Source organism: Embleya sp. NBC_00896 (assembly GCF_045207785.1).
Taxonomy (GTDB): domain Bacteria; phylum Actinomycetota; class Actinomycetes; order Streptomycetales; family Streptomycetaceae; genus Embleya.
In genome coordinates this window covers 4,571,982-4,597,841 of the sequence record NZ_CP108776.1, presented here as the reverse complement: position 1 = coordinate 4,597,841, position 25,860 = coordinate 4,571,982, and the positions used below count along the sequence as shown (strand labels likewise).

Genomic DNA, 25,860 nt, shown 5'->3' with positions numbered 1-25,860 from the left:
CCGATGGTGCCTGTGGGACGCTGGGGCGCATGACGGACACCGACAGCCTGCCGGACGCCGCCCTCGTCGAGGCCGCGTTGGTCGAAGAGGCCGCGAAGAAGTCCGGGCTGCTCTGGCTCACGGTCGGGGCCGCGCCGGCCCGCCCGGTCTGGCACGTCTGGCTGGAGGGCTCGTCGTGGGTCGTGACGGCCCGCGGAGCCGGCGAGGTCGAGCAGTTCGTGGAGGGCCTGGCGGGCGCCGACGAGGTGCTCGTGGACGTGCGCAGCAAGGACAAGGGCGGGCGGCTGCCCGGGTGGACCGCGCGGGTCGCGGTGGTCGCGCCGGGCGACCCGCTGTACGAACCGGCCGTGCTCGCGCTGCATGGGGCGCGGTTGAACGCGCCGGACGGCGAGGCGCAGCCGGAGCGGTGGGCGCGCGAGTGCGATGTGGTGCGGTTGATGCCGGTGGGCGCGGGGCGGGTGCCGGCTGCGGGGGCGGGGCGGGCGGTGCCGATCGGGTCGCCTGCGGTGACGCGGGGGGCTTCGCCGCTCAACTTCTCGGTCGGGCGGCTGCGGCGGCGGGGGTAGCGGCGGGGGTCCTCAAACGCCGGACGGGCTGTTTGTCCTCAAGCGCCGGACGGGCTTGAAAGGCTTGCCCTCAAACGCCGGGCAGGCTGTTTGCCCTCAAGCGCCCGGCGGGCTGGTTGTCCTCAAACGCCGGACGGGCTTGGAAGGGTTGCCCTCAAGCGCCGGGCGGGCTTTTGGCCTCAAGCGCCGGACGGGCTCTAGCGAGCCCCGCCCGGCTGCTTGGTCAGGAGAAGAGCAGTGGGTCGTTTTTGATGCCGCTGGGGAGGGGGGGCTTGGTGGCGCGGCCGATGTCCGGGCGGCGGGTGGGGCCGGTCGAGGTGGTGGGGGTGCCCGAGGAGCCTCTGGTGCCCGAGCCGGGTGTGGTGGTGCCGTTGCCGCTGCCGGACGAGGGGCGGCCCTGAGTGGTCAGGTCCTTGTCCACCACGTCCTTGGGCTCCGGCGCGTGGAGGTCCACCCGCTCGCCGTAGGCCAGGAAGTCGAACGCGCCGGTCTGCTTCGCGTCGGCCGCCGACTCCATCCGCAGCAGGTACGGTGCGCCCTCGGTCGCGACCCAGATCGTGCCGCCCCCGCCGGGCGTCCGGTTCTCCAGGGCAATCGCCCGGTGCCCGTTGACCTGCTTGGTCGGGCCCTTCTCCAGCTTGCCGGGCTTGCCCATCAGCTTGTTGGTCAGCCGTTCGACGTACGTGTTCTCCACGATCCCGGCGTACTTCTTGTCACCGGACGGAACCTGTACGTACTTGTCCCGGTAGGCCTGCTCGGCCGCCGGGCCGTCCACCTTCGACCAGAACTTCCCGTCGCCGCGGAACCAGACCTGGCTCTGCACGCGGGTCATGTACGCGGTCGTGCCGTCCTCGACGATCTGGCCCTCTGCGCCCGTGCTCGTGAAGCGCATGTCCACGCTGAACGGCTTGGCCGGCTTGGACGCCGTTCCCGGAAGCGTCAGTTCGCCCTTGACGTGCACCGACTTCGCGCCCGCCGTCGCGGCCTGCGCGCGCTGCAGGATCGCCGCCGGGTCGAGACTGTCCACCTGGTTCCCGAGCGGCGCGCCCGCCGTCGGTTCGTCCACCGGCGCCTGCCACGAGCGATGTGCGGGCCGTCCCGCACTGCACCCGGCGGCCAGCACCGTGACCGATACAGCCGTCGCCACCACGAAGCCGCGCCGCACGTGTTCCACCGTTGGGATCCCTCGTCGTCGTTCGATGTCTCGATGGTCCGCATTCGACGCCCGTCCGCGTCGACGTCCTACCGGAAACCGTATCCCGGAGCCGGAATCCGCCGCCTCAGTCGGTGCCCGGCACCTGATCCCCCGACTTGCCCGTGGGCTCCTTGCCGTCGGTCAGCGTGCCGTAGTCGAGGACCTGGTCGGCGTTCGGCAGCACCAGCGGGAAGTCCTGGTCGTACTCGAAGAGTTCGAGCGCGCCGCCGGTCGGCGACGGGATGTACTTGAGCGGGAACGGGGTCCCGGTCAGCGCCACCCGCAGTTCCCCGCCGCGACCGCGGTCGGCGACCACCTTGAGCGTCTCGGCGCCGCGCACCGTCTCACGGCCGTTCTTCTTGAGCTTGCCGTTGAGCCGGATCAGGTCGGTGATCATGTCCTGCATCCGGGTGAAGCCGGACAGCCGGGCGTAGCTGGGGTCGGCCGGCGGGACCTTGACGAACTTGTCCCGCAGCGCCTCGGCCGACTGCTCGACGTCCGCGCCGCCGCGGCCGTCGCGCCCCTGGTAGAGCCGCGCGTCGCCGCGCACGAACAGGTCCTCGCCTATCCGCAGCAGTTCGATCGTGCTGTCCGCGGTGACCACGGTGCCCACGCCGCCCTCACGTTTGAGCCGCAGGTCGATCCGGAACTCCTGGCTCTGGATCTTCCACACGCCCTGCACGTGGACGGCCGTGGCCCCCGAGGCCGCCGCCCTGGACTTGCCGGCGATAACGTCCGGGGACTCGGTGCCGAGCCCGGTCTCCTCCTTCGAACACGCCGTGCCGGCGAGGACGCAGGCGGCCAGGAGGGCGATCGTGGTCTTCGTCTGAGGCAAGCGCACGGGCCGCACTGTACTGAGCCTGACGCGAGGTGTCGTGATCATGCCCACCTTCACCGGTAGCCTGACCGTCCGGGGGCACATACACAGGCGCGGCAGCGCACACATCGACGTTGGCATCGGCGACGGAGGGACCACGGCATGGGTGCGTCATCCGGGCGGGTGTTCATCTCGCACCTCGCGGGCGTCGCCGTGTTCGATCCCAACGGCGACCATGTCGGCCGGCTGCGCGACGTCGTGGTGATGCTGCGTACCGCCCAGCTGCCCCCGCGCGTGCTCGGCCTGGTCGTCGAGGTCGCCACCCGTCGCCGGATCTTCGTGCCGATGACCCGGGTGACCAGCGTCGAGACCGGCGAGGTGATCACCACCGGCCTGGTCAACATGCGCCGCTTCGTGCAGCGGCCGAGCGAGACCCTCGTGCTCGCCGAGATGCTGGACCGCCGGGTGACCCTCGCCGACACGGACGAGCCCGTGACCGTGCTGGACGTCGCGATGGCGCTCGGACGCGGGCGCGACTGGCTGATCTCGAAGCTGTTCGTGCAAAAGGGCGGCACGTCCGGGCTGCGCCGGCGCCGCGGCGAGACGATCACGGTCGAGTGGAACGCGGTCGTGGGCTTCGAACGGCCGGAGGACCAGCAGGGCGCGGCCAACCTGCTCGCGACGTTCGAGCAGCTGCGGCCCGCCGACCTCGCGAACGTGCTGCACAACCTGTCCGCCAAGCGCCGCGCCGAGGTGGCCGCGGCCCTGGACGACGACCGGCTCGCCGACGTGCTCGAAGAACTGCCCGAGGACGACCAGGTCGAGATCCTGGGCCAGCTCCAGGAGGAGCGCGCGGCCGACGTCCTGGAGGCGATGGACCCGGACGACGCGGCCGACCTGATCTCCGAGCTGCCCGAGGACACCGCCGAGCGCCTGCTCGGTCTGATGGAGCCCGACGAGGCCGAGGACGTCCGGCGGCTGCTGCGCTACTCCGAGGACACCGCCGGCGGCATGATGACCACCGAGCCGATCGTCCTGGAGCCGGGCGCCACGATCGCCGAGGCGCTCGCGCACGTGCGCAACCCGGACCTGTCGCCGGCCCTGGCCAGCCAGGTCTACGTGTGCCGTCCGCCGACCGAGACGCCCACCGGCAAGTACCTGGGCACCGTGCACTTCCAACGGCTGCTGCGCGACCCGCCGTTCACGCTCGTCGGCGCCGTCCTGGACACCGACCTGATGCCGCTGCGCCCCGACACCCCGCTCGCCGAGGTGACCAGCTTCCTGGCGGCGTACAACATGGTCGCCGCGCCCGTGGTGGACGAGGACGACCACCTGCTCGGCGCGGTCACCGTCGACGACGTGCTCGACCACCTGCTGCCCGAGGACTGGCGCGAGGGCGCCATACACGGCGACGGGGGTCACGGGGGCGGAGGTGTGCGCCGTGGCACGTGAGACCACGACCGCCGACAAGCGGCGCCGCCCGCGCCTGGACCAACCGCGCGATCCCGGCCGCCGGTCGCTGCTGCCCGCGTACGACCCGGAGGCGTTCGGCCGGTTCTCCGAGCGGATCGCGCGGTTCCTGGGGACGGGGCGCTTCCTCGTCTACATGACGGCCACGGTGATCGTCTGGATCGCCTGGAACGTCTTCGTACCGCCGTCGCTGCGGTTCGACCAGTACCCGTTCATCTTCCTGACCCTCGTGCTGTCGCTGCAGGCGTCGTACGCCGCGCCGCTGATCCTGCTCGCGCAGAACCGGCAGGACGACCGGGACCGGGTCAACCTCGAACAGGACCGGGCCCGCAACGAGCGCAACATCGCGGACACCGAATACCTGACCCGCGAGGTGGCGGCGCTGCGGATCGCGCTCGGCGAGGTCGCGACCCGTGACTTCCTGCGCTCCGAAATCCATTCGATGCTCAAGGAGTTGGACGAGCGTCGGGAGACCGACGGATGGCTGATGGGGCGCAACGTCACCGACGCGCACCTGGGCCGGCAGCAACCGCCGGACACCGAACAGCCCTGAGGTCGCGCCGAGGGCCGCCGGCGGTCGCCGGGAGCGAACACGAGGCGTCACAGGTTTTATACAGATGTCCTATTCAAATGTATAAGACAATCGTCTACATCCGGGTTACGATCGCTCCATGGGACATCGCGAAGACTTGCTGGTCGGGGCCAAACGCTGCCTGTACGAGAAGGGCTTCGTCCGCACGACCGCGCGCGACATCGTCGCCGCCTCCGGCACCAACCTCGGCTCGATCGGCTACCACTACGGGTCCAAGGACGCGCTCATGCACCAGGCGCTCCTGGAGTCGATGAAGGAGTGGGGCGACGAGCTCGGCCTCGCGCTCGCCCACGCCGCGAGCGCCGACTCGGAGCCCATGGAGCGCTTCGAGGCGGTCTGGACCCGAGTGATCGAGCTGATGGACGCGCACCGGATGATGTGGGCGGCCAACTTCGAGATCCTGGCCAACCTCGACGACCTGCCCGAGATCCGCAAGGTGCTCGCCGACGCGCAGAACCAGGGCCGGGCCGGGTTGGTGTCGGTGTTCCTGGGCGTGGACGGCGACGGGAACGAATACCTGACCCGCACCGTGGGCGCGCTGTGTCAGGCGCTACTGGTCGGCGTCGTCAGCCAGTGGATGTTCGATCCGGACAACGCGCCGAGCGGCCGCGACCTCGCTGAGGGCCTGCGCGCGCTCATGGCCGCCAACCGCGCCGACTGACCGGGCGGGCCGACAGCACCACGTGCGCGAGGACGCCCGCGATCAGCCCCCAGAACGCGGACCCGATCCCCCACATGGTCACCCCGGACGCGGTGGCCAGGAACGTGATCATGGCCGCCTCACGGTGCTCGTCGTCGGCCATCGCGCCGGTGAGCCCGTTCGCCAGCGCGCCGAACAACGCGACGCCCGCGACGGCCGCGACGAGTTCCGTGGGCAGGCCGGCGAACAGCGCCACGAGGGTCGACCCGAACATGCCGACGACCAGGTAGAAGACGCCGCACGAGACGCCCGCGACGTACCGCCTGCGGGGATCGTGGTGGGCCTCGGGGCCGGTACAGATCGCGGCGGTGATCGCGGCGAGGTTGACCGCGTGCGATCCGAACGGCGCGAGCAGCGTGGACATCGCGCCGGTCGAGCCGATCAGCACCCGGTCGTTCGGCGCGTAGCCGGACGCGGCCAGCACGCCCATCCCCGGCGCGTTCTGCGACGCGAGCGTGGCCACCAGGAGCGGTACCGCGATCCCGATCAGGGCCGGCACCGAGAAGTGCGGCGTGGTCCACTCCGGCCGGGCGAACTCGAACGTGTCGATGTGGACGTGCAGCCGCGACGTCGCCGCCGCACACCCCACGCCCACCACCAGCGCGACGAGCACCGCGTAGCGCGGGAGGAACCGCTTGGCGAGCAGGTAGGCGAGCAGGACGCCGCCGGCCGTCCACGGCTCGGTCTTGACCGAGGTGAACACGCCGGTCCCGAACGAGAACAGGATCCCGGCGAGCATCGCCGACACCACCGCGCCCGGCACCCGGCGCATCAGCCGGCCGAACACGCCGGTGACCCCGACCAGGGTGATCACCACTCCGGTGACCACGAACGCGCCGACCGCCTCGGCGTACGGGTACGAACCCAGGCTGGTCACCAGCAGCGCCGCGCCGGGCGTGGACCACGCGGTGATGATCGGCATCCGTGTGTACAGGCTCAGCCCCAGGCAGGTGAGCCCGCTGCCGATCGAGATCGCCCACACCCACGAACCGGTCTGCGCCTGGGTCAGCCCGCCCGCCGACGCGGCGGACAGCACGATCACCAACGGCCCCGAGTACGAGACGAGCACCGCGATCAGCCCGGCCAGGACGGCCGAGAACGACGAGTCCCGCCACAGGTTCGGCTTGGTCGGGGGCGACGCCGTCGCGTCGCCGGTCGTGGTCGTGTCCGTACTCACCGGGATGCCTCGCCTGTCGGTCAACCGTGGTCGTACACGGTGACCGAGACACCGCGCGAGCTCAAGCGTTCGAGGATGAGCGGCTCAACCCTGCCCCACGTGCCCCCGGCGAGACCACAGCCAATTCGCGGCAAGTGGACCGAGGCCCCGAGTTCGAGCGCCCGCTCGGCGACGCCGGCGAGGGCCGTGTCGATCGCGGGGTAGCGCACGGGCGGGCCCTTGCTGCCGGTGCGGACGCCGTGCTGACCGATCATGTTGGCGACCCACAGGTAGGTGTCCACCCGCACGAGACGCACCGCGCCCAGCCCGAAGTCGTTCCCCGCCCGCTCGCGATGCCAACGCCGGTAGTCGGCCTCCGGCTCGGGCCACCGCCTGGACAGCGCGAGCACGAACCCCTTGCCCCACCCGCCCTGGTCGTTGCACACGTGCGCGATCACCTTGACGCCCTTGCCGAGCGGTGTGGTGGCGTCGCCCCGTACGTACGTGATGGTCCCCATGGTGCCACGCTAACGGCCCGCCCTGACGCACCGTCACCCGTCGTGTTCGCGACCGAACAGCCGGGCGGCGTTGTCGTGGCACACCGCGCGGAGCCAGTCGTCGCCCGGGTCGAATCGGGTGAGCGCGTCCAGCGCGTGCGCGTAGCCGTACGGGATGTTCGGGAAGTCGCTGCCCCACAGGATCCGCTCGCCGGCCGCCAGGAGCCGCGGCCGGTCGACCGGCGGGAAGGGGGCGAACTCCTCGGCGAAGTCGGTGAAGGCCATCGTGGTGTCCAGGTACACCCCGTCGTGGCGATCCACGAGGTCGAGGAACGCGCCGTACTCCGGCATCCCCATGTGCGCGACGATCAGCCGCAGACGCGGGTGCCGGGCCAGCACGCGCGCGATCGGCTCGGGTCCGGTGTGCGGACCCGGGACGGGACCCGAACCGCAGTGTGTGACGATCGGCACTCCGGCGTCCGCGAGCAGTCCCCACACGTCGTCGAGCAGCGGATCGGTCGGATCGTACGCACCGACCTGCACGTGCGCCTTGAAGACCGCCGCGCCCGCGTCGATCGCGTCGCGCACGTACCCGACCGCGCCCGGCTCGGGAAAGAACGTCGCCGTGTGCAGGCACTCCGGGGTCCGCTCGGCGAACTCGCGCGACCACGCGTTCAGCCACTCGGCCATGGCCGGCTTGTGCGGGTAGAGCATCGACGTGAACGCCGAGACGCCGAACCCGCGCAGCGTCGCGACCCGCGCGTCCTCGTCGAGCCGGTAGGTGATCGGCCACTCGCGCCCGATCAGCGGACCGGCCGCGTCGAAATACGCCCACACCTTGTCGAGCACACGCCCCGGCATGAAGTGCGTGTGCACGTCGATCAACGAATCGAGGCCGAGCTCCCGCCGGAACTGCGCCACTCGCGTCTCTTCGGTCACCGTGGTCATCTCGGCCACCTCCCCGTTCGGCTCGGAGGTCGATGCTCTCAAAGGATTTTCGCGGCAGGGTCGTAAGCTCACGGTATGGCTTCAGAAACCCTGCCCTCGGCGGACGACGTCCAGGATGCGCTGGCGACCGTCCAGGACCCCGAGATCCACCGGCCCATCACCGAACTGGGCATGGTCAAGTCCGTCGAGATCCACGAGGACGGGCGGGTCGCGGTCGCGGTCTACCTGACCGTCAGCGGCTGCCCCATGCGCGAGACCATCATCAGCCGGGTCGAGACCGCGGTCGCCGCCCTGCCCGGCGTGACCTCGGTCGAGGTCGAGCTGGACGTGATGAGCGACACGCAACGCAAGGAGCTCGCGAACCAACTGCGCGGCGGCCAGGCCGAGCGCGAGGTGCCGTTCGCGCAACCGGGCTCGCTGACCCGGGTGTACGCGGTGGCGTCCGGCAAGGGCGGCGTCGGCAAGTCGTCGGTCACCGTCAACCTGGCCGCGTCGATGGCCGCGCAGGGGCTCAAGGTCGGCGTCGTGGACGCGGACATCTACGGCCACTCGGTGCCGCGCATGCTCGGCACGGAGGGCAAGCCCACGCAGGTCGAGAACATGATCATGCCGCCGTCGGCGCTGGGCGTGAAGGTCATCTCGATCGGCATGTTCACCCCCGGCAACGCGGCGGTGGTGTGGCGCGGTCCGATGCTGCACCGCGCGCTCCAGCAGTTCCTCGCCGACGTCTACTGGGGCGACCTCGACGTCCTGCTGCTCGACCTCCCGCCGGGCACCGGCGACATCGCGATCTCGGTCGCGCAGCTCGTCCCGAACGCCGAGATCCTGGTCGTCACGACGCCGCAGCAGGCGGCGGCCGAGGTCGCCGAGCGCGCGGGCACGATCGCGGTCGAGACCCGCCAGACGATCGCGGGCGTGATCGAGAACATGTCCGGCCTGCCGTGCCCGCACTGCGGCGAGATGGTCGACATCTTCGGCTCTGGGGGCGGTCAGCGCGTCGCCGACGGCCTGTCGGCGGCCACCGGCACCAGGGTCCCGCTGCTCGGCTCGATCCCGATCGACACGCGGCTGCGCGAGGGCGGCGACACCGGCAGGCCGGTCGTCGTCGACGCCCCGGACTCCCCGGCCGCGATCGCGCTGACCGAGATCGCCGCCAAGCTCGGCGGCCGCGAACGCGGGCTGTCCGGCCTGCAGCTGGGGCTGACCCCGCTGCGCAACTTCTGACCGGGCCCACCGTCCGACCGGGCTCCCCCGCGTCGATCTTGACGTCATGGACACGACACGCGGTGTCGGCGGACCATGACGTCAAGATCCTCCGCACCGGACCTCGGCCGACGCGGCACGGTCAGGAGTCCGGGGTCGCGTACTTGCTCAGGTCCACCGAGCGGGACAGACCCAGGCCGTACGCGCTCGCGCCGCGGCCGTACATCCCGAGGAAGACGCCCGAGCTCTCGCCCGCGAGCACCCAGCCGTACGTCGACTCGCGATAGCGGAACCGCGACGGAACGCCGTCGACCGGAATCGCCAGGTCGGTCCAGCCCGGCCCGGTCAGGTTGTCGGACAGGTCCCACGCGATGTTGGTCTGCTGATGCAGCCACTCGGCGCGGGTCGTGCGGTCCAACTGCCACGGCCAACTGTCGGCGAGCAACGCCACTCCTGCGAGTGACGCCGCGCTCGCCTTCGAGGTGGCCTCCATCTGTCCGGTGCCGTCCCCGGCCGGCCGCTTGGGCCGTCGTGGAACGGTCACCACGGACACGAATCGGCGTGGTGTCGGGTCACCCGGCCGCCGGCTCCGCAGGTCGCCGTGACCGAGCGTCCCGTACTCGATCGCGCGTCGGCCCTTGCACACCGACGACAGCCAGCGCCGCCCGTTCCAGCCCTCGTCCAGGCCGTACCAGGGAAAGTCTGCGACCAGGTATTCCCCCAGCAGATCGGGCTTGCCGGCCTCGTCGGCCGGCAACGCCTCGCCCGCGTGGCTGATTGTGTCCATACTCCGCCTCAGGTCCTCTCGCGCGTCGCGACGGCGCCGCCGGCTGCCTCGGTATGCCATGCCCGGAGCCCACGCCCCGCCCCGGCGACTCCGGATGGACCCACCGCCCGGTACATGTATCCGCCGAGTAACCGACCACACACCGCCCGTGTACTTCGGATCCATACTGCCCGAACGCGCGCGTACCTCCGCACCGCTGTCCGGCGGAGGCGGTCGGGTCTTTTTTCGAGGGGACGGTGGCCGGGAACATCCACCCCGGGCGGGCCGAGGCCCCGTCCGAGGGATCCGGCGGATCCGCCGGGGCCGGGTGTGGCCTGGTTGCTAGGTGGCGTCCGCGTCGTACGGGGGGCGCTCGCCGGGCTCGATCCGGGCGCTGCCCTTCTTCTGCAGCGACGGCGGGGCGTAGGACGTGTCCGGGACGTCGGAGTCGTACGGGCTGCCGCTCGCGAGGCCCTTGATCTCCTCGAAGTCCTTGCCGAGCGAGTCGCGCAGTTCCTTGATCCCGAGGTCGTCGTCGCCGTCGCCCATCAGGTTCTTGCGGACGAAGGTCTTCGGGTTGAGGTCCTCGAGGTGCATGTTCTGGAACTCCGGGCCGAGTTCCTTCTTCAGGTCCGCCCGGGCACCGGAGGAGAAATCGCGGAACTTGCGGATCGTGCGGGCCACGTCACCGATCATCTTCGGCAGTTTCTCCGGGCCGAACACGATGATCGCAAGAATGACGAGCGCGACCATCTCCGGCGCACCGACGTCGAACACCTGGACTCCACGAGATGCGCGAGGGGGCTCGGCCGGGCGACCGAACCCCCTCAGAGTAGTCGGCGGCGCCCGAAGCGGAAGGCCGCGGCCGGCACCGAACCACCTATCGGCGAAAGATGTGACCCGCCGGACACGCGCCCGTCATGTCCGGGTCACCCGGCTTCGAGAGTCATGTCGACGGTGCGCTCGGCGCCGTCGCGCTCGATCGTGATCTTGGCCACCGCGCCCGGGGCCTTCGACCGGATCGCGACGATCAACTCGTTGGCGTCGTGCACCCTGCGGCCGTCGATCGCCTTGATCACGTCGCCCGGCTTGAGCCCGGCCCGCTCGGCCGGACCGCCGGAGCGGATCGGCGGCGTGCCCTTGACGTCCTCGGTCGCGATCCGCGCGCCGTCGCCCTGGTAGGCGATGTCGAGCGAGACGCCGATGACGGGGTGGGACGCCTTGCCGGTGTCGATCAGCTGCTGCGCGACCCGGCGCCCCTGGTTGATCGGGATCGCGAAGCCGAGCCCGATGCTGCCGGCCTCCTGCTGCGTCCCGAACGGGTTGCCCTGGCCGCCGCCGGCCGAGCGGATCGCGGAGTTGATCCCCACCACCGCGCCCGACGCGTCGATCAGCGGGCCGCCGGAGTTGCCGGGGTTGATCGGGGCGTCGGTCTGCAGCGCGCTGATGTACGAGACGTCGCTGCCCGAGGTGCCGGCGCTGACCGCGCGGTCCTTGGCGCTGATGATCCCGGAGGTCACGGTGCCCTCCAGGTTGAACGGCGCGCCGATCGCGATGACCGGGTCGCCGACCTGGACGCCGTCGGAGTTGCCCAGCGGCAGCGGGTGCAGCCCCTGGACCCCGGACACCCGCACGACCGCGAGGTCGTAGCCGGTGTCCCGGCCGACCAGCGTCGCGGTGGTCTGCTGGCCGTCGTTGAAGGTCACGCTGATCGTGCCGCCCGACGCGGCCGACTCGACGACGTGGTTGTTGGTCAGGATGTTGCCGGCCGTGTCCAGCACGAAGCCGGTGCCGGTGGACTCGCCCCGGCCGGTGCGCACGTGGATGTACACGACGCCGGGCAGCGTGCTGCCGGCGAGGCCGGCGATGCTGTCCTTGGGCCGGGCCGGGCCGATCGCGGGCGCCTCGCCCAGCCGGACCTTGGTGTCCTCCCGGTCGGCGACCCAGGCCCCGACGCCGCCGCCGATCAACCCGGCCACCAACGCGACCAGCGCGGCCCACAACACGAGCCGCTTGCCGTAGCGCCTGCCGAGGTCCTCTGTGGGCCCGCCGGCGCCCGTCATGTCCCCGGGTACCGAATAGCCGTACGGCACGGCCTGATAGGGCGCGTAGGACGCGTGCGGGGCATACGAGGGGTACGGACCGTAGGGCCCGTAGCCGTGCGGCGCGGCACCGGGATACGCCGCGTACGGCGCATCGGGCCGCCCGGACCACCGCGGCCGTGCCGGCGGCGCGACCGGCGGCGGCTGCGGGGGCGGCGCGAACGGGTCGTAGCCCGGGTCGTCCGCGGCCGGCATCTCGGCCGTTCCGTGCACGACGGGCACCTCCGCGGTGACCGCCTCCCGGACGTCCGGCGCGACCGGCCCGAACGCGTCCGGCTCGGCGGCCGGATCGGCCGTCGGCAGCACCGTCGTCTCGGGCTCCGCCGCCGGTTCGGCGGACTCGCCCGACGGGCGCTTGTCCAGGGACGGTCTGGTCGGGAATGCCTCCGGCTCCGCGTCGTGGTCGAATACCGGCGCGGCCGGCGCGTCGTCGCCTCGCGGCGGCTCCGCTCCCCCGCGGCCGTATGCGTCGCTCATCGTGTGCCTTCCTACCGCTCCCGATGTGCCGAGCACCGTCTACGGCACGGTCACAGTCTTTCGCGTGCCGACCGGTGTCGTCATGGCGGCAGTGGATACCCGCCCCACAGCACTCCACGCGCGCGACCCCGACCCACGTGTGAGCCCGCCGGCGATCGGCGGGCTCACACGTGCGGGCTCAGCGCGCGTAGTCGATCTCCTGTATCGGGACCGTCAGTGGTGTCCCCGCCAGCACGAGGCCCGGACGCCTGGAACCCGCGCCGGCGGGCAGCGGGGTCGTAGTCGCGGCCTGCTCGACGAGGTATCGCTCGACGGCGGGCGCCGCGGGTCGACCCTCGGTGCCGCCGCTCGTCCCACCCGGCACGAACGCGCTGCTGAGCGCGACGGCCATCATCGAGAACGCACCCGCGGCGGCGAACGTCAGCCGGCGCCGGTTCACCGGCGGGCGGACCCGCTCGGGCATGTTGCCCGGCCGCCCGGCCCGCGGACCCCTCGATCGCGAGCGCGCCCGCGCCGAGGCCGTCGGTCGACCGGCGGTCGGGAACGTGAAGCGATCCCCCGCCGCGGGCGGCGGAGGCTGGTCCCGCGTGGGCTCGCCGAGCGCGAGCAGTCGCGCCATCAGGTCACCCGACGGCCCCGGCTGCGGCACCTTGCCGAGCAGTTGTTTCACCTGGCGCTGTTCCTCGGCCTCCTCGCGGCATTCCGCGCATTCGGCGAGGTGCGCCAGCACCTTCTCTCGGGCCTCATGGCCCAGCTCGCCGTCCACATAGGCGCCGAGCCTGTCGTCGAGGTGGCTCATGTCCCCACCTCGCATGCCACACGAAAGGTCGCGGCGCGCCTCGTCCGTGTCGCACTCACTACCCCCCTGCCCATGCAATCGCCGGGCTCACCACTGATCACGGTCCCTCATCTCCGCACCGTGGTCCGGACCTCCGCAGCCGTCTCCTGGCCTGCCTTGTTCCGGGGAGCACGGTGCCGCAGCGCCGCACGGAGCTGGGACCGGCCGCGGTGAATGCGGCTGCGCACGGTCCCGAGTTTCACTCCGAGCGTGGTGGCGATCTCCTCGTACGACAGGCCCTCGATGTCACACAGCACGACCGCGGCGCGGAATTCCGGGGCGAGGGCATCCAGCGCCTGCTGGACGTCCGCGTCCAGGTGGGCGTCGTCGTATGCCTGCGCGGGCGAGAGCTCGCGACCCGCGAGCCGTTCGCCCGCGTCGTCGCCGAGACCCTCGAACCGGATGCGCTGACGGCGCCGAACCATGTCGAGGAAAAGGTTCGTGGTGATGCGGTGCAGCCAACCCTCGAACGTGCCGGGCGTGTAGCTCGACAACGATCGGAACACGCGGACGAACACCTCTTGGGTGATGTCGTCCGCGTCGTGCGGGTTGCCGCTGAGGCGGTAGGCGAGCCGATAGACCCGAGCCGAGTGGGTGCGGACGATGTCCTCCCACGACGGCGGGACCCATTCGGCCTGGGCTGGGCTGCTGGTTGCGTTTGCGGCTTCGGCCACGTGATCCGGCATCGGCGACGCGTCGCGGGTACAGGATTGTTCCCCGCGGTGGTCGACCACTGCCACACCTCCTCTTCCGAGTAGCGCAACCACCATAAAGCTCTTGCCTGTTAAGCCCGGATAAGGGCGCCGGGGCGCTCATCCGTCCCGCCTGCGGTGCCGCGAGGCCACGAGCCTCTCGTTCACCTGTCTTCCGGGGGGCCAACGAACCGCGCCCGGGCGGGGTTCCCCGGTCCGGGCGCGGTGCGCCCATCGGTCGGGTGTACGCGCTCGCGCGGCGCTCCCCGACGAGGAGCGTGACCCCTCGGTAATACCCTTGCGCTCAGGTGGCCGACCCGCCCCGAACGCGTGCGGGCGGCCAGGACAGAGGAGGAAGCCATTTCCGGCAATCGCCAGGCTAGCTGGGCGTTCGCGGAAGAGTACGTCGGCGAGGACGCCGTCCTCGCGGGCGCCCGCGCCCGCGCCCGGGATGTCGGCGTGGTCCCGATAGGTCCCGGTGCCGGCGCCGCGCTGCGCTTCCTCGCGGCCGCGGTGGCGGCCAAGGCGGTCGCCGAGATCGGAACCGGGACCGGGGTCTCCGGCCTCTACCTGCTGCGGGGCATGCGTCCCGACGGGGTGCTCACCACCGTCGACGCCGACCCCGAGAACCAGCGCCTCGCGAAGGAGACCTTCACCGAGGCGGGCTTTCCCAGCGGTCGCGCGCGGTTCATCCCGGGCCGGGCCCTGGAGGTGCTGCCGCGGCTCGCCGACGGCGGCTACGACCTGGTGTTCTGCGACGGCGACAAGCTCGAGTACCTGGACTACCTGGCCGAGGCGCTGCGGCTGCTGCGGCCCGGTGGCGTGGTGTGCTTCGACAACGCGTTCCTGCACGACCGGGTGGCCGACCCCGCCCACCGCGACGCGGCGACTGCGGCCGTGCGCGACGTACTGCGCGTGATCCGCGAGCACGAGTCGCTCGTCCCGGCCCTGCTGCCGGTCGGCGACGGCCTGCTGTGCGCGGCCCGCCGCGGCTGATCCGCCCGACGACGACGCCGGCACACGACACTCGAACGGCGCAGCCGCACGGGACCGGCAAAGGCCGGCACATGCCAACGGCCCCGGTACGGACATGAGCTTCCATGTCCGTACCGGGGCCGTCGCTCACGACTTTCGTCGAGGGCGTCGCCCCAGGGGGTCAGCCCACGGCGTTCTTCAGCGCCTCGCTCAGGGCGCCGGCCTCATCGGCCGACAGCTCGACTACGAGCCGTCCACCGCCCTCAAGCGGAACGCGCATGACGATGCCCCGCCCTTCCTTGGTCACCTCGAGCGGGCCGTCGCCCGTCCGCGGCTTCATGGCCGCCATGCTCGTTCCCCTTCCTGCATATCGACGCACCGGTGCTCAAACCGGCCACCGGTCTTCGAGAGCATTGATCAGGGACCATTATCCCGCATCGAACGGTGGGGTGAGCAACATCGGGTCCCGTCGACCTCGCGAACCCCGTCCGTACGGAGCGGAATGAGATGGTCCGTCCCGGGTCCGAAATCAGCTGACGTTCCGTCAGGGGCGCGCGTGGGCCCGGGGAAGCGGTCCGCCATGCTGTGCACATCCCACCTGCGCCGATGTAAGTGACGTGGAGGCAAGTCATGGCCGACAAGGCCGACAATGTGCTGTACGAGATCGACGACGCGGTCGCGACCGTCACGCTGAACCGCCCCGACGCGATGAACTCGCTCGACGAGCCGACCAAGATCGCGCTGCGCGACGCGATCCTGCGCGCGGCGGCCGATCCCGCCGTGCGGGCCGTGCTGCTGACCGGCACCGGCCGGGCGTTTTGCGCCGGCCAGGACCTCAAGGCGCACATCCGACAGCTGGAGACCGGCCCCGAGGCCACCTTCGCGACCGTGCGCGAGCACTACAACCCGCTGGTCACCGCGATCGCGACGATGGCCAAGCCGGTCGTCGCCGCGGTCAACGGCGTCGCGGCGGGAGCGGGCGCGGCGATCGCGTGGGCGTGTGATCTTCGGATCATGGCGGACACGGCCGGCTTCAACACCGCGTTCGCGAGCGTCGCGCTGACCGCCGACTCGGGGGCGTCGTGGACGCTGCCGCGCCTGATCGGCCCGGCGAAGGCCACCGAACTGCTGATGCTCCCGCGCACGGTCAAGGCCGCGGAGGCGCTCGAGCTGGGCCTGGCCAACCAGGTGGTGCCGGCCGACGAGCTCGCCGACACGGCCCGCGAGCTGGCCCGCCGGCTCGCCGAGGGCCCGACCGTCGCGCTCGCCGCGCTCAAGGAGTCGGTGGCCTACGGCGCGTCGCACTCGCTGGTCGAGACGCTGGACAAGGAGAACGAGCTGCAACTGCGCGCGGGCGGCTCGCAGGACCACCGGATCGCGGTCGCGGCCTTCGTGGCCAAGGAGAAGCCGGTCTTCCTCGGCCGCTGAGCGAACCCGCGGCGTCGGCCGTAAGGCGCCCGCGCGCTCCCGCGGGGTGGGCGCCCGTCTCCCGTGCGGGTTCCGCCGACCACCCGTTCGGCCCTGCGTCCGGGGCGTGCCGCACGCCGCCCCGGACCCGGGCCCGTGCCGCTCAGCGCGAGGTGCAGCCCTTCAGGTGGTCGTTGACGAGGCCGCACGCCTGCATCAGGGCGTACGCCGTGGTCGGGCCCACGAAGCGGAATCCCTTGCGTTTGAGTTCCTTGGCCAGGGCGGTGGACTCCTCGGTGACCGCCGGGACGTCGGAGACGGCCTTGGGGGCCTTGCGGGTGCCCTTGGGTGCGAAGGACCACACGAGCGCGTCCAGGCCGCCCTGGAGGGCCTGTGCGGCCTGTGCGTTGGCGATCGCGGCGTCTATCTTGGCCCGATTGCGGACGATCCCCTCGTCGGCGAGCAGCCGCACGCGGTCGGTGTCGTCGAAGGTCGCCACCCGCGCGATCGAGAAATCCGCGAAGGCGGCGCGAAAGCCCGCCCGGCGGCGCAGGATGGTCAGCCACGAGAGGCCGGACTGGAACGCCTCCAGGCACAGCCGTTCGTAGAGCCGGTCCTCGCCGTGCACGGCCACGCCCCACTCGGTGTCGTGGTAGGCCCGATAGTCGTCGGGGCCGGTCGCGCCCCACGGGCACCGCAGGAGTCCGTCCGGTCCCGCGACCGGACCGCCGACGACGCTCACGGCTTCGGGTCGCCCTTCGGGTCGCTCTCGGCGTCGGCGTCCCGCGCGGCGTCCGCGGCGTCCGCGACATCGGTCGGTTCGGCCGGCTCGGGCGCCTCGGCAACGGTCGGCGCGTCGGCGGTCTCGGCGGCGTCGGCGGTCCGATCCGCCGTCCGGGTGATCGTCTGCTCCGACTCGGCCGACTCCGGCTTCTCCAGCGACAGCGTCGTGCCGGATCCGCGCGGTGGCGGGGTCGAGCGGCTCGCGCCGAGCGCGGTGGCGCCCACGGCGGCGGTACCGCCCGGGGCCGCGACCGCGAGGCCCGCCGGGGTGGTGCCGGCCAGCTTGTACTCGAGTTCGAGGATGCGGGCGTCGCGGGCCGCGAGTTCGCCGGTGAGCCGGTCGAGCACGAAGTCGACCTCGCTCATCCGGTAGCCGCGGAAGACCACCGGGAAGCGGACGTGGTCGATGTCGGCGCTCGTGAGCGGGCGGTCCTCGGGCATCCTCAGCTCGGGCTGTTCGCGGTGCGAGTCGGGGAGGGAGCCACCCGCTCCGAGCACGACCGCGGCGATCACGAGGATCACCCCGGTCACCACGACAAGCTGGATCCAGAACACGGACGGCTCCCCTTCGACGGCGGTGCAGGTGATGGGTGCCCGGGCCGCTTCGGGAAGCCCCCGGGTCGTCGCACGGGACGATCGTGCCACGATCAGGGGGTCAAGTGGCACGTGCCGGGTGTGGTTGGGCGGAGGTCGACGGGGTGACGACGCTGAGGCTGGGACGACGGGAGTTCGGTGGCGACGAGCTGGTGATCATGGCGATCATCAACCGGACGCCGGACTCGTTTTTCGACAAGGGCGCGACATTCGACGATCGACCGGCCCTGGACGCGGTCGAACGCGCGGTCGCCGAGGGCGCGGGGATCGTGGACATCGGGGGCGTGAAGGCGGGGCCGGGGGCCGAGGTGGACGTCGCGGAGGAGATCCGCCGAACGGCGTCGTTCGTCGCGGAGGTGCGCCACAGGCACCCCGACGTGGTGATCAGTGTCGACACGTGGCGGCACGAGGTCGCCGAGGCGGTCTGCGAGGCCGGCGCGGATCTGATGAACGACGCGTGGGGCGGCGTGGACCCCAAGCTCGCCGAGGTGGCCGCGAAGTACGACGTCGGCATCGTGTGCACGCACGCGGGGCGCGCGCAGCCGCGCACCCGGCCGCACCGCATCGGCTACGTCGACGTGGTGGCCGACATCCTCGACGTCACGGTCGGCCTCGCCGAGCGCGCCGCGTCGCTCGGGGTGCGCCGGGACGCGATCCTGATCGACCCGGGGCACGACTTCGGCAAGAACACCCGGCACTCGTTGGAGGCGACCCGCCGGCTCGGCGAGCTGGTCGACACCGGATGGCCGGTCCTGGTGTCGCTCTCCAACAAGGACTTCGTCGGCGAGTCGTTGGACAAGCCGGTGAACGAGCGCCTGCTGGGCACGCTCGCCACGACCGCGGTCAGCGCGTGGCTGGGCGCCCGGGTCTACCGCGCGCACCAGGTCGACGAGACCCGCCAGGTCCTCGACATGGTGTCCTCGATCCACGGCACCCGGCAGCCCGCGGTGGCCCGCCGCGCGTTGGCCTGATCGGCCCCGAAAGACAAAAAAGATCTTGGAGTTGACGGGCCGGAACCGCCGTTCCGTCCCACCAACTCCAAGATCGTTCAGCGGCGCCCGCGGGTCAGCAGCGCTTCCAGGGGCCCTGGATCGCGTACATCGTGCCCGGGCTCTGCACGTTGGCGAACAGCGTGCGGCCGTCCTCGGAGAAGACCGGGCCGGTCATCTCGCTGCCACCGGGGGCGTCGTTGCGGGCGATCGGGTAGGTCTTGCCGTCCTCGGTCGCGCCGAGCAGGTGCTGGACGCCCTCGCCGTCCTCGGAGATGATCACGCCGCCGTGCGGCGACACGCTGATGTTGTCCGGACCGTCGTAGGGGCCGTCCACGTCCGGCGTGGTGTTGACGCCGAACCGCAGCTTCAGGGTCAGCCGCGAGCGCTTGGGGTCGTAGAACCAGATCTGGCCGTCGTGCGGCGTGCCCGGGCTCTCGGCCCGCGCGAAGCTGGTGACCACGTAGGCGCCGCCGTCGCCCCACCAGATGCCCTCGATCTTGCGACCGCGGGTGATGTCGGTGTTCTGGAACTGCTTGCGGATCGAGACCGTACGCGCGTCGCGGTCCGGCACGGTCACCCACGTGACGGCGTAGCTCGTACCGATCTCGGTCGCGCGCGAGAGGTCGTCGACGTGCGTGCCGCTCGCGTCCACGCAGCGCATCGCCGCGAGCACGCCCGCGGTGTCGGCGAGCTTGCGCAGCCGGCCCCGGCCGCCGTCCCAGTGGCGCGGCGGCTCCCAGCGGTAGAGCAGCCCGTTCGGGTTGCCGGCGTCCTCGGTGAGGTACATGTGGCCGCGGCGCGGGTCGACCGCGACCGCCTCGTGCGCGAACCGGCCGAGCGCCTTGATCGGCTTCGGGTCGCGGTTGGCGCGGCGGTCGTACGGGTCGACCTCGAAGACGTAGCCGTGGTCCTTGGTCGCGCTGCCCTGGCCGGCGAGCTGCTCGGTCTCCTCGCAGGTCAGCCAGGTGTCCCAGGGGGTCACCCCGCCCGCGCAGTTGGTCGCGGTGCCGGCCACGCCGACGTACTCGCGGATCCGCCGGCCGTACCGGTTCACCTCGACGACCGTGCAGCCGCCCGCGAGGCCCTCGTCGTAGACCAGGCCAGACAGGTGCGGGACCGGCAGCGGGGTGTCCTTGAACGAACCACCGAGCTCGTGGTTGTTGACCAGGACCGTGCCGCCGCCGCGCAGCTTGAAGGCGCCGGTGCCGTCGTGGTTGCCCGGGGTGACCTCGCCCGACTCCAGCTTGGTGACGCCGGCCTCGGTGACGATCGTGTACGAGAAGCCCTTGGGCAGCGCGAGGCGGCCGGCGGGGTCGACGATCAGCGGGCCGTAGCCGGGCGTGGCCGGCGGCCGGCCGTGGCCGCCGGGCCTGGACGCGGCCGAGGCGTTCGGGGCCAGCAGCATGCCGGTGCTGCCGATGAGGGCGACACCGGCCCCGGTGGTGGCGGTGCGGCCGAGGAAGCCCCTGCGGGACAGCGACATCGGGTTTCTCCCGTGACAGGCAGGAAATATCAGGACGCCCCTACGTTTTCGCCCGCCGGTGTCGACGAAGTGAACGCGACGGGGCGCCTGAATGCCCGTCAGGTGGCAATTGCTCAGTTCCCGGCGCGTCCCTCGGCGGCGGCCTTGTCGGCACGGGACGCCGCCTCCGCCTCGAACTCGCCGTTGTCGGCCTCGCGGATGATCCGCACCGCCTCCTCGACGTCGTCGGTGAGGCGGATCAGGTCCAGGTCGGCGGGCGACGCCTTGCCCTGCGCGATCACCACGTCGCGCAGCCAGGCGAGCACGCCGCTCCAGTAGTCGCGGCCGATCAGCACGACCGGGAAGTGCGTGACCTTGCCGGTCTGTACGAGCGTGAGCGCCTCGAACAACTCGTCCAGCGTGCCGATCCCGCCGGGCAGCACGATGAAGCCCTGCGCGTACTTCACGAACATCGTCTTGCGCGCGAAGAAGTAGCGGAAGGTGATGCCGCGGTCCACGTACGGGTTCAGCCCCGACTCGAACGGGAGCTTGATGCCGATCCCGACGGAGATCCCGCCGGCCTCCCGCGCGCCCTTGTTCGCGGCCTCCATCGCACCGGGCCCGCCGCCGGTGATCACGGCGTAGCCGGCCTCGGACAGGGCGCGGCCGACCTGTTCGCCGGTGCGGTAGTCGTCCGAGCCCGGCTTGGTCCGGGCGGACCCGAACACGCTGACCGCCTTGCCGAGGTCGGCGAGCAGGCCGAAGCCGTCGACGAACTCGGTCTGGATCCGCAGCACGCGCCACGCCTCGGTACCGAGGTGCCCCATGCCGGGGTGCTGCTCCTCCACCTCACTGGGCGAGGCGAACTCGGGTGGCTCCTCCGGAGCGAATCGCGCGTCCATCCGGTCAGCCTGTCACGCCGGGGCGGTACTTGATCGGATTTACGCCACGGCCCCCGTCACGGTTCCCGCACGGTGGACGCGAGTTCGGCCTCGGCCCGTCACGAGAGCCAGTTCAGCAACCTGGTCTCGCTGTCGCCGATCAGCGCGATCTCCACGTGCTCGTCGCGCTTGTGCGCGAGGTTGGGGTCGCCCGGGCCGTAGTTGACGGCCGGGATGCCCAGGGCGGAGAACCGCGCGACGTCGGTCCAGCCGAACTTGGCCCGCGGCGTGGTGCCGATCGCGGCCACGAACGCCGCGGCGGCGGGCCGGTCCAGGCCCGGCAGCGCGCCCGCGGCGGAGTCGGTCAGCACCACGTCGAAGCCCGCGAAGACCTCGCGCACGTGCTGGAGCGCCTGCTCGGGGCTGCGGTTGGGCGCGAACCGGAAGTTGACGGTGACCGTGCACACGTCCGGGACCACGTTGCCCGCGACGCCGCCCTCGATCTTCACCGCGCTCAGCCCCTCGCGGTATTCCAGGCCGTCGATGAGGACCTTGACCGGCTCGTAGCCCTGCAGCCGGGTCAGGATCGGCGCGGCGGCGTGGATCGCGTTGTCGCCCAGCCAGGAACGGGCCGAGTGGGCGCGCTCGCCGGTCGTGGTGATCTGCACCCGCAGCGTGCCCTGGCAGCCGCCCTCGACCGCGCCGCCGGTCGGCTCCATCAGCACCGCGAAATCGGCGGCGAGCCACTCGGGGTGGTTGCCGGCGAGCCGGAGCAGCCCGTTGCGGGACGCCTCGATCTCCTCGCAGTCGTAGAAGACGTAGGTGACGTCGCGATTGGGCTCGGGCAGGTGCGCGGCGAGCCGCAATTGGACCGCGACACCGCTCTTCATGTCCGACGTGCCGCACCCGTACATCAGCGGGCCCTCGATCCGCGACGGCAGGTTGTCGGCGATCGGCACGGTGTCCAGGTGGCCCGCGATCAGGATCCGCTCGGCGCGCCCGAGATCGGTCCGCGCCACGACCGAGTCACCGTCGCGGTGCACCGTCAGGTGTGGGTAGCCGCGCAGCGCCTCCTCGACGGCGTCGGCGAGCACTTTCTCGTCGCCGCTGACGGAGGGGATGTCGACGAGCTGTGCGGTCAGCGACGCCGCGTCCAGGGACAGATCGAGCTTCACGGTCATGCCGGAAGCCTATCGCCGCCCCCGGACCCGGCAGTGGGCCGTCGCAGCGCCGGATCGGGCGCGGCTCAGCCCTGTTTCAGCCGCTCCACGCCCGCCGCCACCCGCTCGTCGGTCGCGGTGAACGCGAGCCGTACGTGCCGAGCGCCCAGCGGGCCGTAGAAGTCGCCCGGCGCGACCAGGATGCCGCGCTCGGCGAACCAGGCCACGGTGTCCCAGCAGTCCTCGTCGCGTGTCGTCCACAGGTACAGGCTCGCCTGGGAGTGCTCGATCCGGAAGCCGGCCGATTCGAGCGCGCCGCGCAGCGCGCCGCGGCGGGCCGCGTAGCGCGCCCTCTGCGCGGCCACGTGCTCGTCGTCGGCGAACGCGACGGTCATCGCGGCCTGGACCGGGCCGGGCACGATGTGCCCCGAGTGCTTGCGCACCGCGAGCAACTCGCGGATCACCGCGAGGTCGCCCGTGGCGAAGCCCGCGCGGTAGCCCGCCAGGTTGCTGCGCTTGGACAGCGACTGCACGGCGAGCAGGCCCTCGTGCGAACCGCCGCACACGTCCGGGTGCAGCACCGAGACCGCCTGGGCCTCCCAGCACAGCTCGATGTAGCACTCGTCCGAGACGACGAGGATGTCGTGCGCGCGCGCCCACTCGACGATCGCGCGCATCTCGGCGGCGGTGCGCACCGCGCCGTGCGGGTTGCCCGGCGAGTTGAGCCAGATCATCCGCACGCCGGCCGGGTCCGGCAGCGTGCCGTCCACGACCGGGAGCGGGGTGGCGCCGGCCAGGCGCGCGCCGATGTCGTAGGTGGGGTAGGCGAGCGCCGGGTGCGCCACCGTGTCGCCCGGGCCGAGCCCGAGCTGCTGGGGCAGCGCCGCGACGAGCTCCTTGGTGCCGATCACCGGCAGCACGGCGTCCGGGTCGGCGCCGGTGACACCGAGTCGGCGGCGCATCCATCCGGCGATCGACTCGCGCAGTTCGGGCTTGCCGTACACCGTCGGATATCCCGGTGCGTCGGCGCCCGCGCACAGCGCGTCGCGAATCAGCTCGGGGGTCGGGTCGACGGGCGTGCCCACCGAGAGGTCGACCACGCCGTCGGGGTGCGCCCGCGCGCGTGCCCCGAACGGTTCGAGGCGGTCCCACGGGAACACGGGGAGCAGGTCGGTGACGCGACGCGCCCCTCGCCCCCGCGCCGAGGCGGGGTCGAGGGGCTCGTCCGTACCGGGGTGCGGAACGGTCACGTCGCTTACTCGCCCTGCGCCTGCGGGGGCAGGGCGGCGATCAGCGGGTGGTCCTTGGCGATCAGACCCATCTTGGAGGCACCACCGGGAGAGCCGAGGTCGTCGAAGAACTCGACGTTGGCCTTGTAGTAGTCCTTCCACTGCTCCGGGGTGTCGTCCTCGTAGAAGATTGCCTCGACCGGGCAGACGGGCTCGCAAGCGCCACAGTCCACGCACTCGTCGGGGTGGATGTAGAGCGCACGCTCACCCTCGTAGATGCAGTCGACGGGGCACTCCTCGATGCATGCCTTGTCCTTCAGGTCGACGCAGGGCTGCGCGATGACGTAGGTCACGTCGGGTTCCTCCTCATGCGGGCGGTACAGGGTGCGCGGGAGCGCGGCAACGTCGGTGCCCACAACTAGTATCGCGGTGGGCCGGGGCCTACTCCTAGCAGGTGGCCCTTACCTGTGGGCCGGGAACATGTCAGCAGACGTGGGCGGACGAGGTCAGCACGGATCGGGGAAGCCGGACAGGTGAAGAGGATCACACCGCAGGATGTGGGCAGACGCGTGTCGGTGCGCCGCGAGCTGCCGCGGGAGGGCCCGAGGCCGGCCTACACGGACGTGGTCGGCGAACTCGTGGACTGGACCGAAGGTGTGCTGACAATCACCCGCAAGGACGGCAGCGTCGCCCGGGTGGCCGAAGCCTCGATCGTGGCCGCCAAGGTCGTCCCGCCGCCCGTGCAGCGGCTGTCCCCGGCCCGGCTCCAAGACGTCGCGAGCCGCTCCTGGCCGGCGCCCGACCTCGCGACCCTCGGCGAATGGCTGCTGCGCGCGGCCGACGGATTCACCCGCCGGGCCAATTCTACGCTCGTGCTCGGCGAACCGGCCGTCCCGTTCGAGGAGGCACTCGATCGAGTGAACGCCTGGTACGCCGAGCGCGGTCTGCCCACGCTGTTCCAGATCGCGCACGACGATCCGTTCGACCGCTTCCTGGCCGCCGCCGGGTGGCCGGCCGAGGGGGACGCGATCATGCGCACCGGCCGACTGGTGCGGGCGGCGGACGTGCTGCACGACGTGGACGGCTCGGCCGTGCGGATCGACGAGCGGCTCACCGACGGCTGGCTGGCGCTCTACCACCACGTCGCGGGCCCGGCGGGCGCCGCCGAACGACACGTGCTCCAAGGTCCGCCCGGCACGCTGTTCGCGAGCGTGTCGGACCCGGCCGGCGGCGATCCGGTCGCGATCGGGCGGGTGTGCGTCCAGGGGCGGTACGCGGGGTTCGCGGCCCTGGAGGTCGATCCGGCCCACCGCCGGCACGGCATCGCGCGGGCGATCATGCGCGTGCTCACCGACCGGGCCCTGGAACGCGGCGCGGTCACGGGGTGGCTCCAGGTCGAGTCGGACAACGAGCCCGCGCGGGCGCTGTACGACGCGCTCGGATTCACCGACCACCACCGCTACCACTACCGCCGATCGCCGGTCGCACGCCCGTGAACCACGCCGGGAATCCGCGCGATCGGTTCGCGGCGGTCGTCCGGGCGGACGACGTGAACCTGGCCGAGGCCGCGCTGCTGATGGGTGTCGAGGTCGACCCGACCTTCGATCCGGCCACCGGGATCGCCGAGTTGGAGCGGCTCGCGGCGGCCGTGCGGGCCGAGGTGGGACCGGAGTACAGCACGACGAGGGCCGCCGCGGCGCTCGCGCTCGTGCTCGGTGGACGGGCCCGGTTCTTCGGGCAGCAGTCCGACTACGCCGACCTGCGCTCGTCCCTGCTGAACGAGGTGCTGCGCCGCCGGCGCGGGCTGCCGATCCTGTTGTCGATGGTGTGGATCGACGTCGGCAGGCGCGCCGGCCTGCCGGTGTACGGGGTCGCGCTGCCGGGGCACTTCGTGGTCGGGATCGGGGATCCCGACGGAGAGTTCGAGCTGGCCGACCCGTTCCACGGCGGTGTTCCGCTGCCGATCTCGCGGGCCCGCCGGTTGGCCGCCGAGGCGGGCGGGCAGCCGGGCGATCCCGCGTTGCTGCAGCCGGCCCGGCCCACCGCGATCCTGCTCCGGGTGCTCAACAACATCCGCGCGTGGGCCGCGCAGCCCGAACGCGGGATCGAGGGCGCGTGGACCCGGCTGTGGGCGGTCGAGCTGTCCCTGCTGCTGCCGCGCCACCCCGCGGCGCTGCGCCACGAGCGCGGTTCGCTGCTCGCCAAGACCGGTCAGTTCGCGGCCGGCGCGCGCCAGCTGCAGGAGTACGCCGAACTGGTCGAGCGGATCGACCCCAAGGTCGCCGAGGGCGTCCTGGCCGAGGCGAAGGCCGCCCGGGCCAGGCTGAACTGAGCCGGGCCCCGCACATCCCCGCCGGG

General features: G+C 72.0%; 28 protein-coding genes. 10 read left to right on the top strand and 18 right to left on the bottom strand.

Going from position 1 to position 25,860, the window contains the following annotated elements; translation table 11 throughout:
* Positions 1-29 precede the first annotated feature (29 nt).
* Positions 30-566, top strand: a complete 537-nt coding sequence (locus OG928_RS20980; protein ID WP_406286024.1) for a hypothetical protein — start codon at positions 30-32, stop codon at positions 564-566.
* Positions 567-789: 223 nt separating this feature from the next.
* Here the strand turns inward: OG928_RS20980 and OG928_RS20975 are convergent, their stop codons facing one another.
* Together OG928_RS20975 and OG928_RS20970 are read right to left on the bottom strand one after the other, a co-directional pair.
* A complete protein-coding gene (locus tag OG928_RS20975; RefSeq protein ID WP_406286021.1) occupies positions 790-1,740 on the bottom strand; it encodes a hypothetical protein in 951 nt (316 codons plus the stop codon).
* A gap of 106 nt (positions 1,741-1,846) precedes the next feature.
* Entirely contained in the window at positions 1,847-2,602 is a 756-nt protein-coding gene (locus OG928_RS20970; protein ID WP_406286019.1) for a hypothetical protein, read from the bottom strand.
* A 138-nt stretch (positions 2,603-2,740) separates the two neighbouring features.
* On the opposite strand from OG928_RS20970, the gene OG928_RS20965 reads away from it, so the two are divergent.
* From OG928_RS20965 to OG928_RS20955, 3 genes are all read left to right on the top strand, one after another.
* On the top strand, positions 2,741-4,030 hold the full coding sequence (locus tag OG928_RS20965; RefSeq protein WP_406286017.1) for a magnesium transporter MgtE N-terminal domain-containing protein: 1,290 nt from the start codon (positions 2,741-2,743) through the stop codon (positions 4,028-4,030).
* Complete coding sequence (locus OG928_RS20960; protein WP_406286015.1) at positions 4,020-4,601, top strand: DUF1003 domain-containing protein; 582 nt, start codon at positions 4,020-4,022, stop codon at positions 4,599-4,601. Before OG928_RS20965 ends, OG928_RS20960 begins: the two co-directional genes overlap by 11 nt.
* 118 nt (positions 4,602-4,719) lie before the next feature.
* The gene (locus OG928_RS20955) at positions 4,720-5,301 is read left to right on the top strand and encodes a TetR/AcrR family transcriptional regulator (protein WP_406286013.1); all 582 of its coding nucleotides are present in this window, start codon (positions 4,720-4,722) and stop codon (positions 5,299-5,301) included.
* On the opposite strand, the gene OG928_RS20950 is transcribed toward OG928_RS20955, so the two are convergent.
* Genes OG928_RS20950 through OG928_RS20940 form a run of 3 tightly spaced genes read right to left on the bottom strand, consistent with a single transcriptional unit; the run spans position 5,276 to position 7,941 of the window.
* Entirely contained in the window at positions 5,276-6,517 is a 1,242-nt protein-coding gene (locus tag OG928_RS20950) for a benzoate/H(+) symporter BenE family transporter (RefSeq protein WP_406286010.1), read from the bottom strand. The two genes, OG928_RS20955 and OG928_RS20950, sit on opposite strands and share 26 nt — an antisense overlap.
* A 20-nt stretch (positions 6,518-6,537) precedes the next feature.
* Positions 6,538-7,014, bottom strand: coding sequence for a macro domain-containing protein (locus tag OG928_RS20945; protein WP_406286008.1), 477 nt, complete (start codon positions 7,012-7,014; stop codon positions 6,538-6,540).
* A gap of 33 nt (positions 7,015-7,047) precedes the next feature.
* Positions 7,048-7,941 carry an amidohydrolase family protein gene (locus OG928_RS20940; RefSeq protein ID WP_406286006.1) on the bottom strand — a complete coding sequence of 298 codons (894 nt, stop codon included), beginning with the start codon at positions 7,939-7,941 and terminating at the stop codon, positions 7,048-7,050.
* Between the two features lie 75 nt (positions 7,942-8,016).
* Here OG928_RS20940 and OG928_RS20935 point away from each other — a divergent pair, with 75 nt between their 5' ends.
* Positions 8,017-9,165, top strand: a complete 1,149-nt coding sequence (locus OG928_RS20935) for an Mrp/NBP35 family ATP-binding protein (RefSeq protein ID WP_406286005.1) — start codon at positions 8,017-8,019, stop codon at positions 9,163-9,165.
* A 121-nt stretch (positions 9,166-9,286) separates the two neighbouring features.
* Here OG928_RS20935 and OG928_RS20930 read toward each other — a convergent pair whose 3' ends face one another.
* The 5 genes from OG928_RS20930 to sigE form a co-directional block, all read right to left on the bottom strand.
* Entirely contained in the window at positions 9,287-9,931 is a 645-nt protein-coding gene (locus tag OG928_RS20930) for a hypothetical protein (protein WP_406286002.1), read from the bottom strand.
* Positions 9,932-10,252: 321 nt separating this feature from the next.
* Positions 10,253-10,687, bottom strand: coding sequence for a sec-independent translocase (locus OG928_RS20925; RefSeq protein WP_406286001.1), 435 nt, complete (start codon positions 10,685-10,687; stop codon positions 10,253-10,255).
* A gap of 152 nt (positions 10,688-10,839) precedes the next feature.
* Complete coding sequence (locus OG928_RS20920) at positions 10,840-12,489, bottom strand: trypsin-like peptidase domain-containing protein (protein WP_406285999.1); 1,650 nt, start codon at positions 12,487-12,489, stop codon at positions 10,840-10,842.
* A gap of 178 nt (positions 12,490-12,667) precedes the next feature.
* Positions 12,668-13,288, bottom strand: coding sequence for a zf-HC2 domain-containing protein (locus tag OG928_RS20915; protein WP_406285998.1), 621 nt, complete (start codon positions 13,286-13,288; stop codon positions 12,668-12,670).
* A 107-nt stretch (positions 13,289-13,395) separates the two neighbouring features.
* Positions 13,396-14,013, bottom strand: a complete 618-nt coding sequence (gene sigE / locus OG928_RS20910) for an RNA polymerase sigma factor SigE (protein WP_355535070.1) — start codon at positions 14,011-14,013, stop codon at positions 13,396-13,398.
* Positions 14,014-14,349: 336 nt separating this feature from the next.
* Here sigE and OG928_RS20905 point away from each other — a divergent pair, with 336 nt between their 5' ends.
* On the top strand, positions 14,350-15,015 hold the full coding sequence (locus tag OG928_RS20905; protein ID WP_406285996.1) for an O-methyltransferase: 666 nt from the start codon (positions 14,350-14,352) through the stop codon (positions 15,013-15,015).
* 160 nt (positions 15,016-15,175) lie between these two features.
* On the opposite strand, the gene OG928_RS20900 is transcribed toward OG928_RS20905, so the two are convergent.
* The gene (locus OG928_RS20900; RefSeq protein ID WP_078976897.1) at positions 15,176-15,343 is read right to left on the bottom strand and encodes a DUF3117 domain-containing protein; all 168 of its coding nucleotides are present in this window, start codon (positions 15,341-15,343) and stop codon (positions 15,176-15,178) included.
* Between the two features lie 281 nt (positions 15,344-15,624).
* On the opposite strand from OG928_RS20900, the gene OG928_RS20895 reads away from it, so the two are divergent.
* Positions 15,625-16,422 (top strand): enoyl-CoA hydratase/isomerase family protein, encoded by a 798-nt coding sequence (locus OG928_RS20895; RefSeq protein ID WP_406285994.1) that lies wholly within the window; start codon positions 15,625-15,627, stop codon positions 16,420-16,422.
* Positions 16,423-16,564: 142 nt separating this feature from the next.
* Here OG928_RS20895 and OG928_RS20890 read toward each other — a convergent pair whose 3' ends face one another.
* Together OG928_RS20890 and OG928_RS20885 are read right to left on the bottom strand one after the other, a co-directional pair.
* The gene (locus OG928_RS20890) at positions 16,565-17,143 is read right to left on the bottom strand and encodes a DNA-3-methyladenine glycosylase I (RefSeq protein WP_406285992.1); all 579 of its coding nucleotides are present in this window, start codon (positions 17,141-17,143) and stop codon (positions 16,565-16,567) included.
* Positions 17,140-17,739, bottom strand: coding sequence for a DivIVA domain-containing protein (locus OG928_RS20885; protein WP_406285990.1), 600 nt, complete (start codon positions 17,737-17,739; stop codon positions 17,140-17,142). The genes OG928_RS20890 and OG928_RS20885 overlap by 4 nt, the downstream gene beginning before the upstream one ends.
* Positions 17,740-17,936: 197 nt before the next feature.
* Between OG928_RS20885 and folP the strand changes: the two genes are divergently transcribed.
* Entirely contained in the window at positions 17,937-18,749 is an 813-nt protein-coding gene (gene folP, locus OG928_RS20880) for a dihydropteroate synthase (RefSeq protein ID WP_406291102.1), read from the top strand.
* Positions 18,750-18,843: 94 nt separating this feature from the next.
* Here the strand turns inward: folP and OG928_RS20875 are convergent, their stop codons facing one another.
* The 5 genes from OG928_RS20875 to fdxA all read right to left on the bottom strand — a co-directional run bounded on the left by OG928_RS20875 (position 18,844) and on the right by fdxA (position 23,855).
* Positions 18,844-20,253 (bottom strand): alkaline phosphatase PhoX, encoded by a 1,410-nt coding sequence (locus OG928_RS20875; RefSeq protein ID WP_406285988.1) that lies wholly within the window; start codon positions 20,251-20,253, stop codon positions 18,844-18,846.
* Positions 20,254-20,366: 113 nt separating this feature from the next.
* Entirely contained in the window at positions 20,367-21,134 is a 768-nt protein-coding gene (locus OG928_RS20870) for a TIGR00730 family Rossman fold protein (RefSeq protein ID WP_406285986.1), read from the bottom strand.
* 98 nt (positions 21,135-21,232) lie between these two features.
* Positions 21,233-22,294, bottom strand: coding sequence for a succinyl-diaminopimelate desuccinylase (gene dapE, locus OG928_RS20865; protein ID WP_406285984.1), 1,062 nt, complete (start codon positions 22,292-22,294; stop codon positions 21,233-21,235).
* A gap of 65 nt (positions 22,295-22,359) precedes the next feature.
* Positions 22,360-23,442, bottom strand: coding sequence for a succinyldiaminopimelate transaminase (gene dapC / locus OG928_RS20860; RefSeq protein ID WP_406291100.1), 1,083 nt, complete (start codon positions 23,440-23,442; stop codon positions 22,360-22,362).
* A gap of 86 nt (positions 23,443-23,528) precedes the next feature.
* Positions 23,529-23,855 carry a ferredoxin gene (gene fdxA, locus OG928_RS20855; RefSeq protein ID WP_406291098.1) on the bottom strand — a complete coding sequence of 109 codons (327 nt, stop codon included), beginning with the start codon at positions 23,853-23,855 and terminating at the stop codon, positions 23,529-23,531.
* Between the two features lie 180 nt (positions 23,856-24,035).
* Here fdxA and OG928_RS20850 point away from each other — a divergent pair, with 180 nt between their 5' ends.
* Positions 24,036-24,998 (top strand): GNAT family N-acetyltransferase, encoded by a 963-nt coding sequence (locus tag OG928_RS20850; RefSeq protein WP_406285981.1) that lies wholly within the window; start codon positions 24,036-24,038, stop codon positions 24,996-24,998.
* Positions 24,995-25,834, top strand: a complete 840-nt coding sequence (locus OG928_RS20845) for a SirB1 family protein (RefSeq protein WP_406285979.1) — start codon at positions 24,995-24,997, stop codon at positions 25,832-25,834. Before OG928_RS20850 ends, OG928_RS20845 begins: the two co-directional genes overlap by 4 nt.
* Positions 25,835-25,860: the final 26 nt, after the last annotated feature.

Bases quoted from the DNA above. Each gene is read 5' to 3' on its own strand.
- OG928_RS20900 (WP_078976897.1), bottom strand. From the start codon at position 15,343: ATGGCGGCCATGAAGCCGCGGACGGGCGACGGCCCGCTCGAGGTGACC.
- OG928_RS20955 (WP_406286013.1), top strand. From the start codon at position 4,720: ATGGGACATCGCGAAGACTTGCTGGTCGGGGCCAAACGCTGCCTGTAC.
- OG928_RS20940 (WP_406286006.1), bottom strand. From the start codon at position 7,941: ATGACCACGGTGACCGAAGAGACGCGAGTGGCGCAGTTCCGGCGGGAG.
- OG928_RS20930 (WP_406286002.1), bottom strand. From the start codon at position 9,931: ATGGACACAATCAGCCACGCGGGCGAGGCGTTGCCGGCCGACGAGGCC.
- OG928_RS20920 (WP_406285999.1), bottom strand. From the start codon at position 12,489: ATGAGCGACGCATACGGCCGCGGGGGAGCGGAGCCGCCGCGAGGCGAC.
- OG928_RS20915 (WP_406285998.1), bottom strand. From the start codon at position 13,288: ATGAGCCACCTCGACGACAGGCTCGGCGCCTATGTGGACGGCGAGCTG.
- OG928_RS20980 (WP_406286024.1), top strand. From the start codon at position 30: ATGACGGACACCGACAGCCTGCCGGACGCCGCCCTCGTCGAGGCCGCG.
- sigE (WP_355535070.1), bottom strand. From the start codon at position 14,013: ATGCCGGATCACGTGGCCGAAGCCGCAAACGCAACCAGCAGCCCAGCC.
- OG928_RS20935 (WP_406286005.1), top strand. From the start codon at position 8,017: ATGGCTTCAGAAACCCTGCCCTCGGCGGACGACGTCCAGGATGCGCTG.
- OG928_RS20870 (WP_406285986.1), bottom strand. From the start codon at position 21,134: ATGGACGCGCGATTCGCTCCGGAGGAGCCACCCGAGTTCGCCTCGCCC.
- OG928_RS20895 (WP_406285994.1), top strand. From the start codon at position 15,625: ATGGCCGACAAGGCCGACAATGTGCTGTACGAGATCGACGACGCGGTC.
- OG928_RS20875 (WP_406285988.1), bottom strand. From the start codon at position 20,253: ATGTCGCTGTCCCGCAGGGGCTTCCTCGGCCGCACCGCCACCACCGGG.
- OG928_RS20965 (WP_406286017.1), top strand. From the start codon at position 2,741: ATGGGTGCGTCATCCGGGCGGGTGTTCATCTCGCACCTCGCGGGCGTC.
- OG928_RS20945 (WP_406286008.1), bottom strand. From the start codon at position 7,014: ATGGGGACCATCACGTACGTACGGGGCGACGCCACCACACCGCTCGGC.
- dapE (WP_406285984.1), bottom strand. From the start codon at position 22,294: ATGACCGTGAAGCTCGATCTGTCCCTGGACGCGGCGTCGCTGACCGCA.
- folP (WP_406291102.1), top strand. From the start codon at position 17,937: ATGGCGATCATCAACCGGACGCCGGACTCGTTTTTCGACAAGGGCGCG.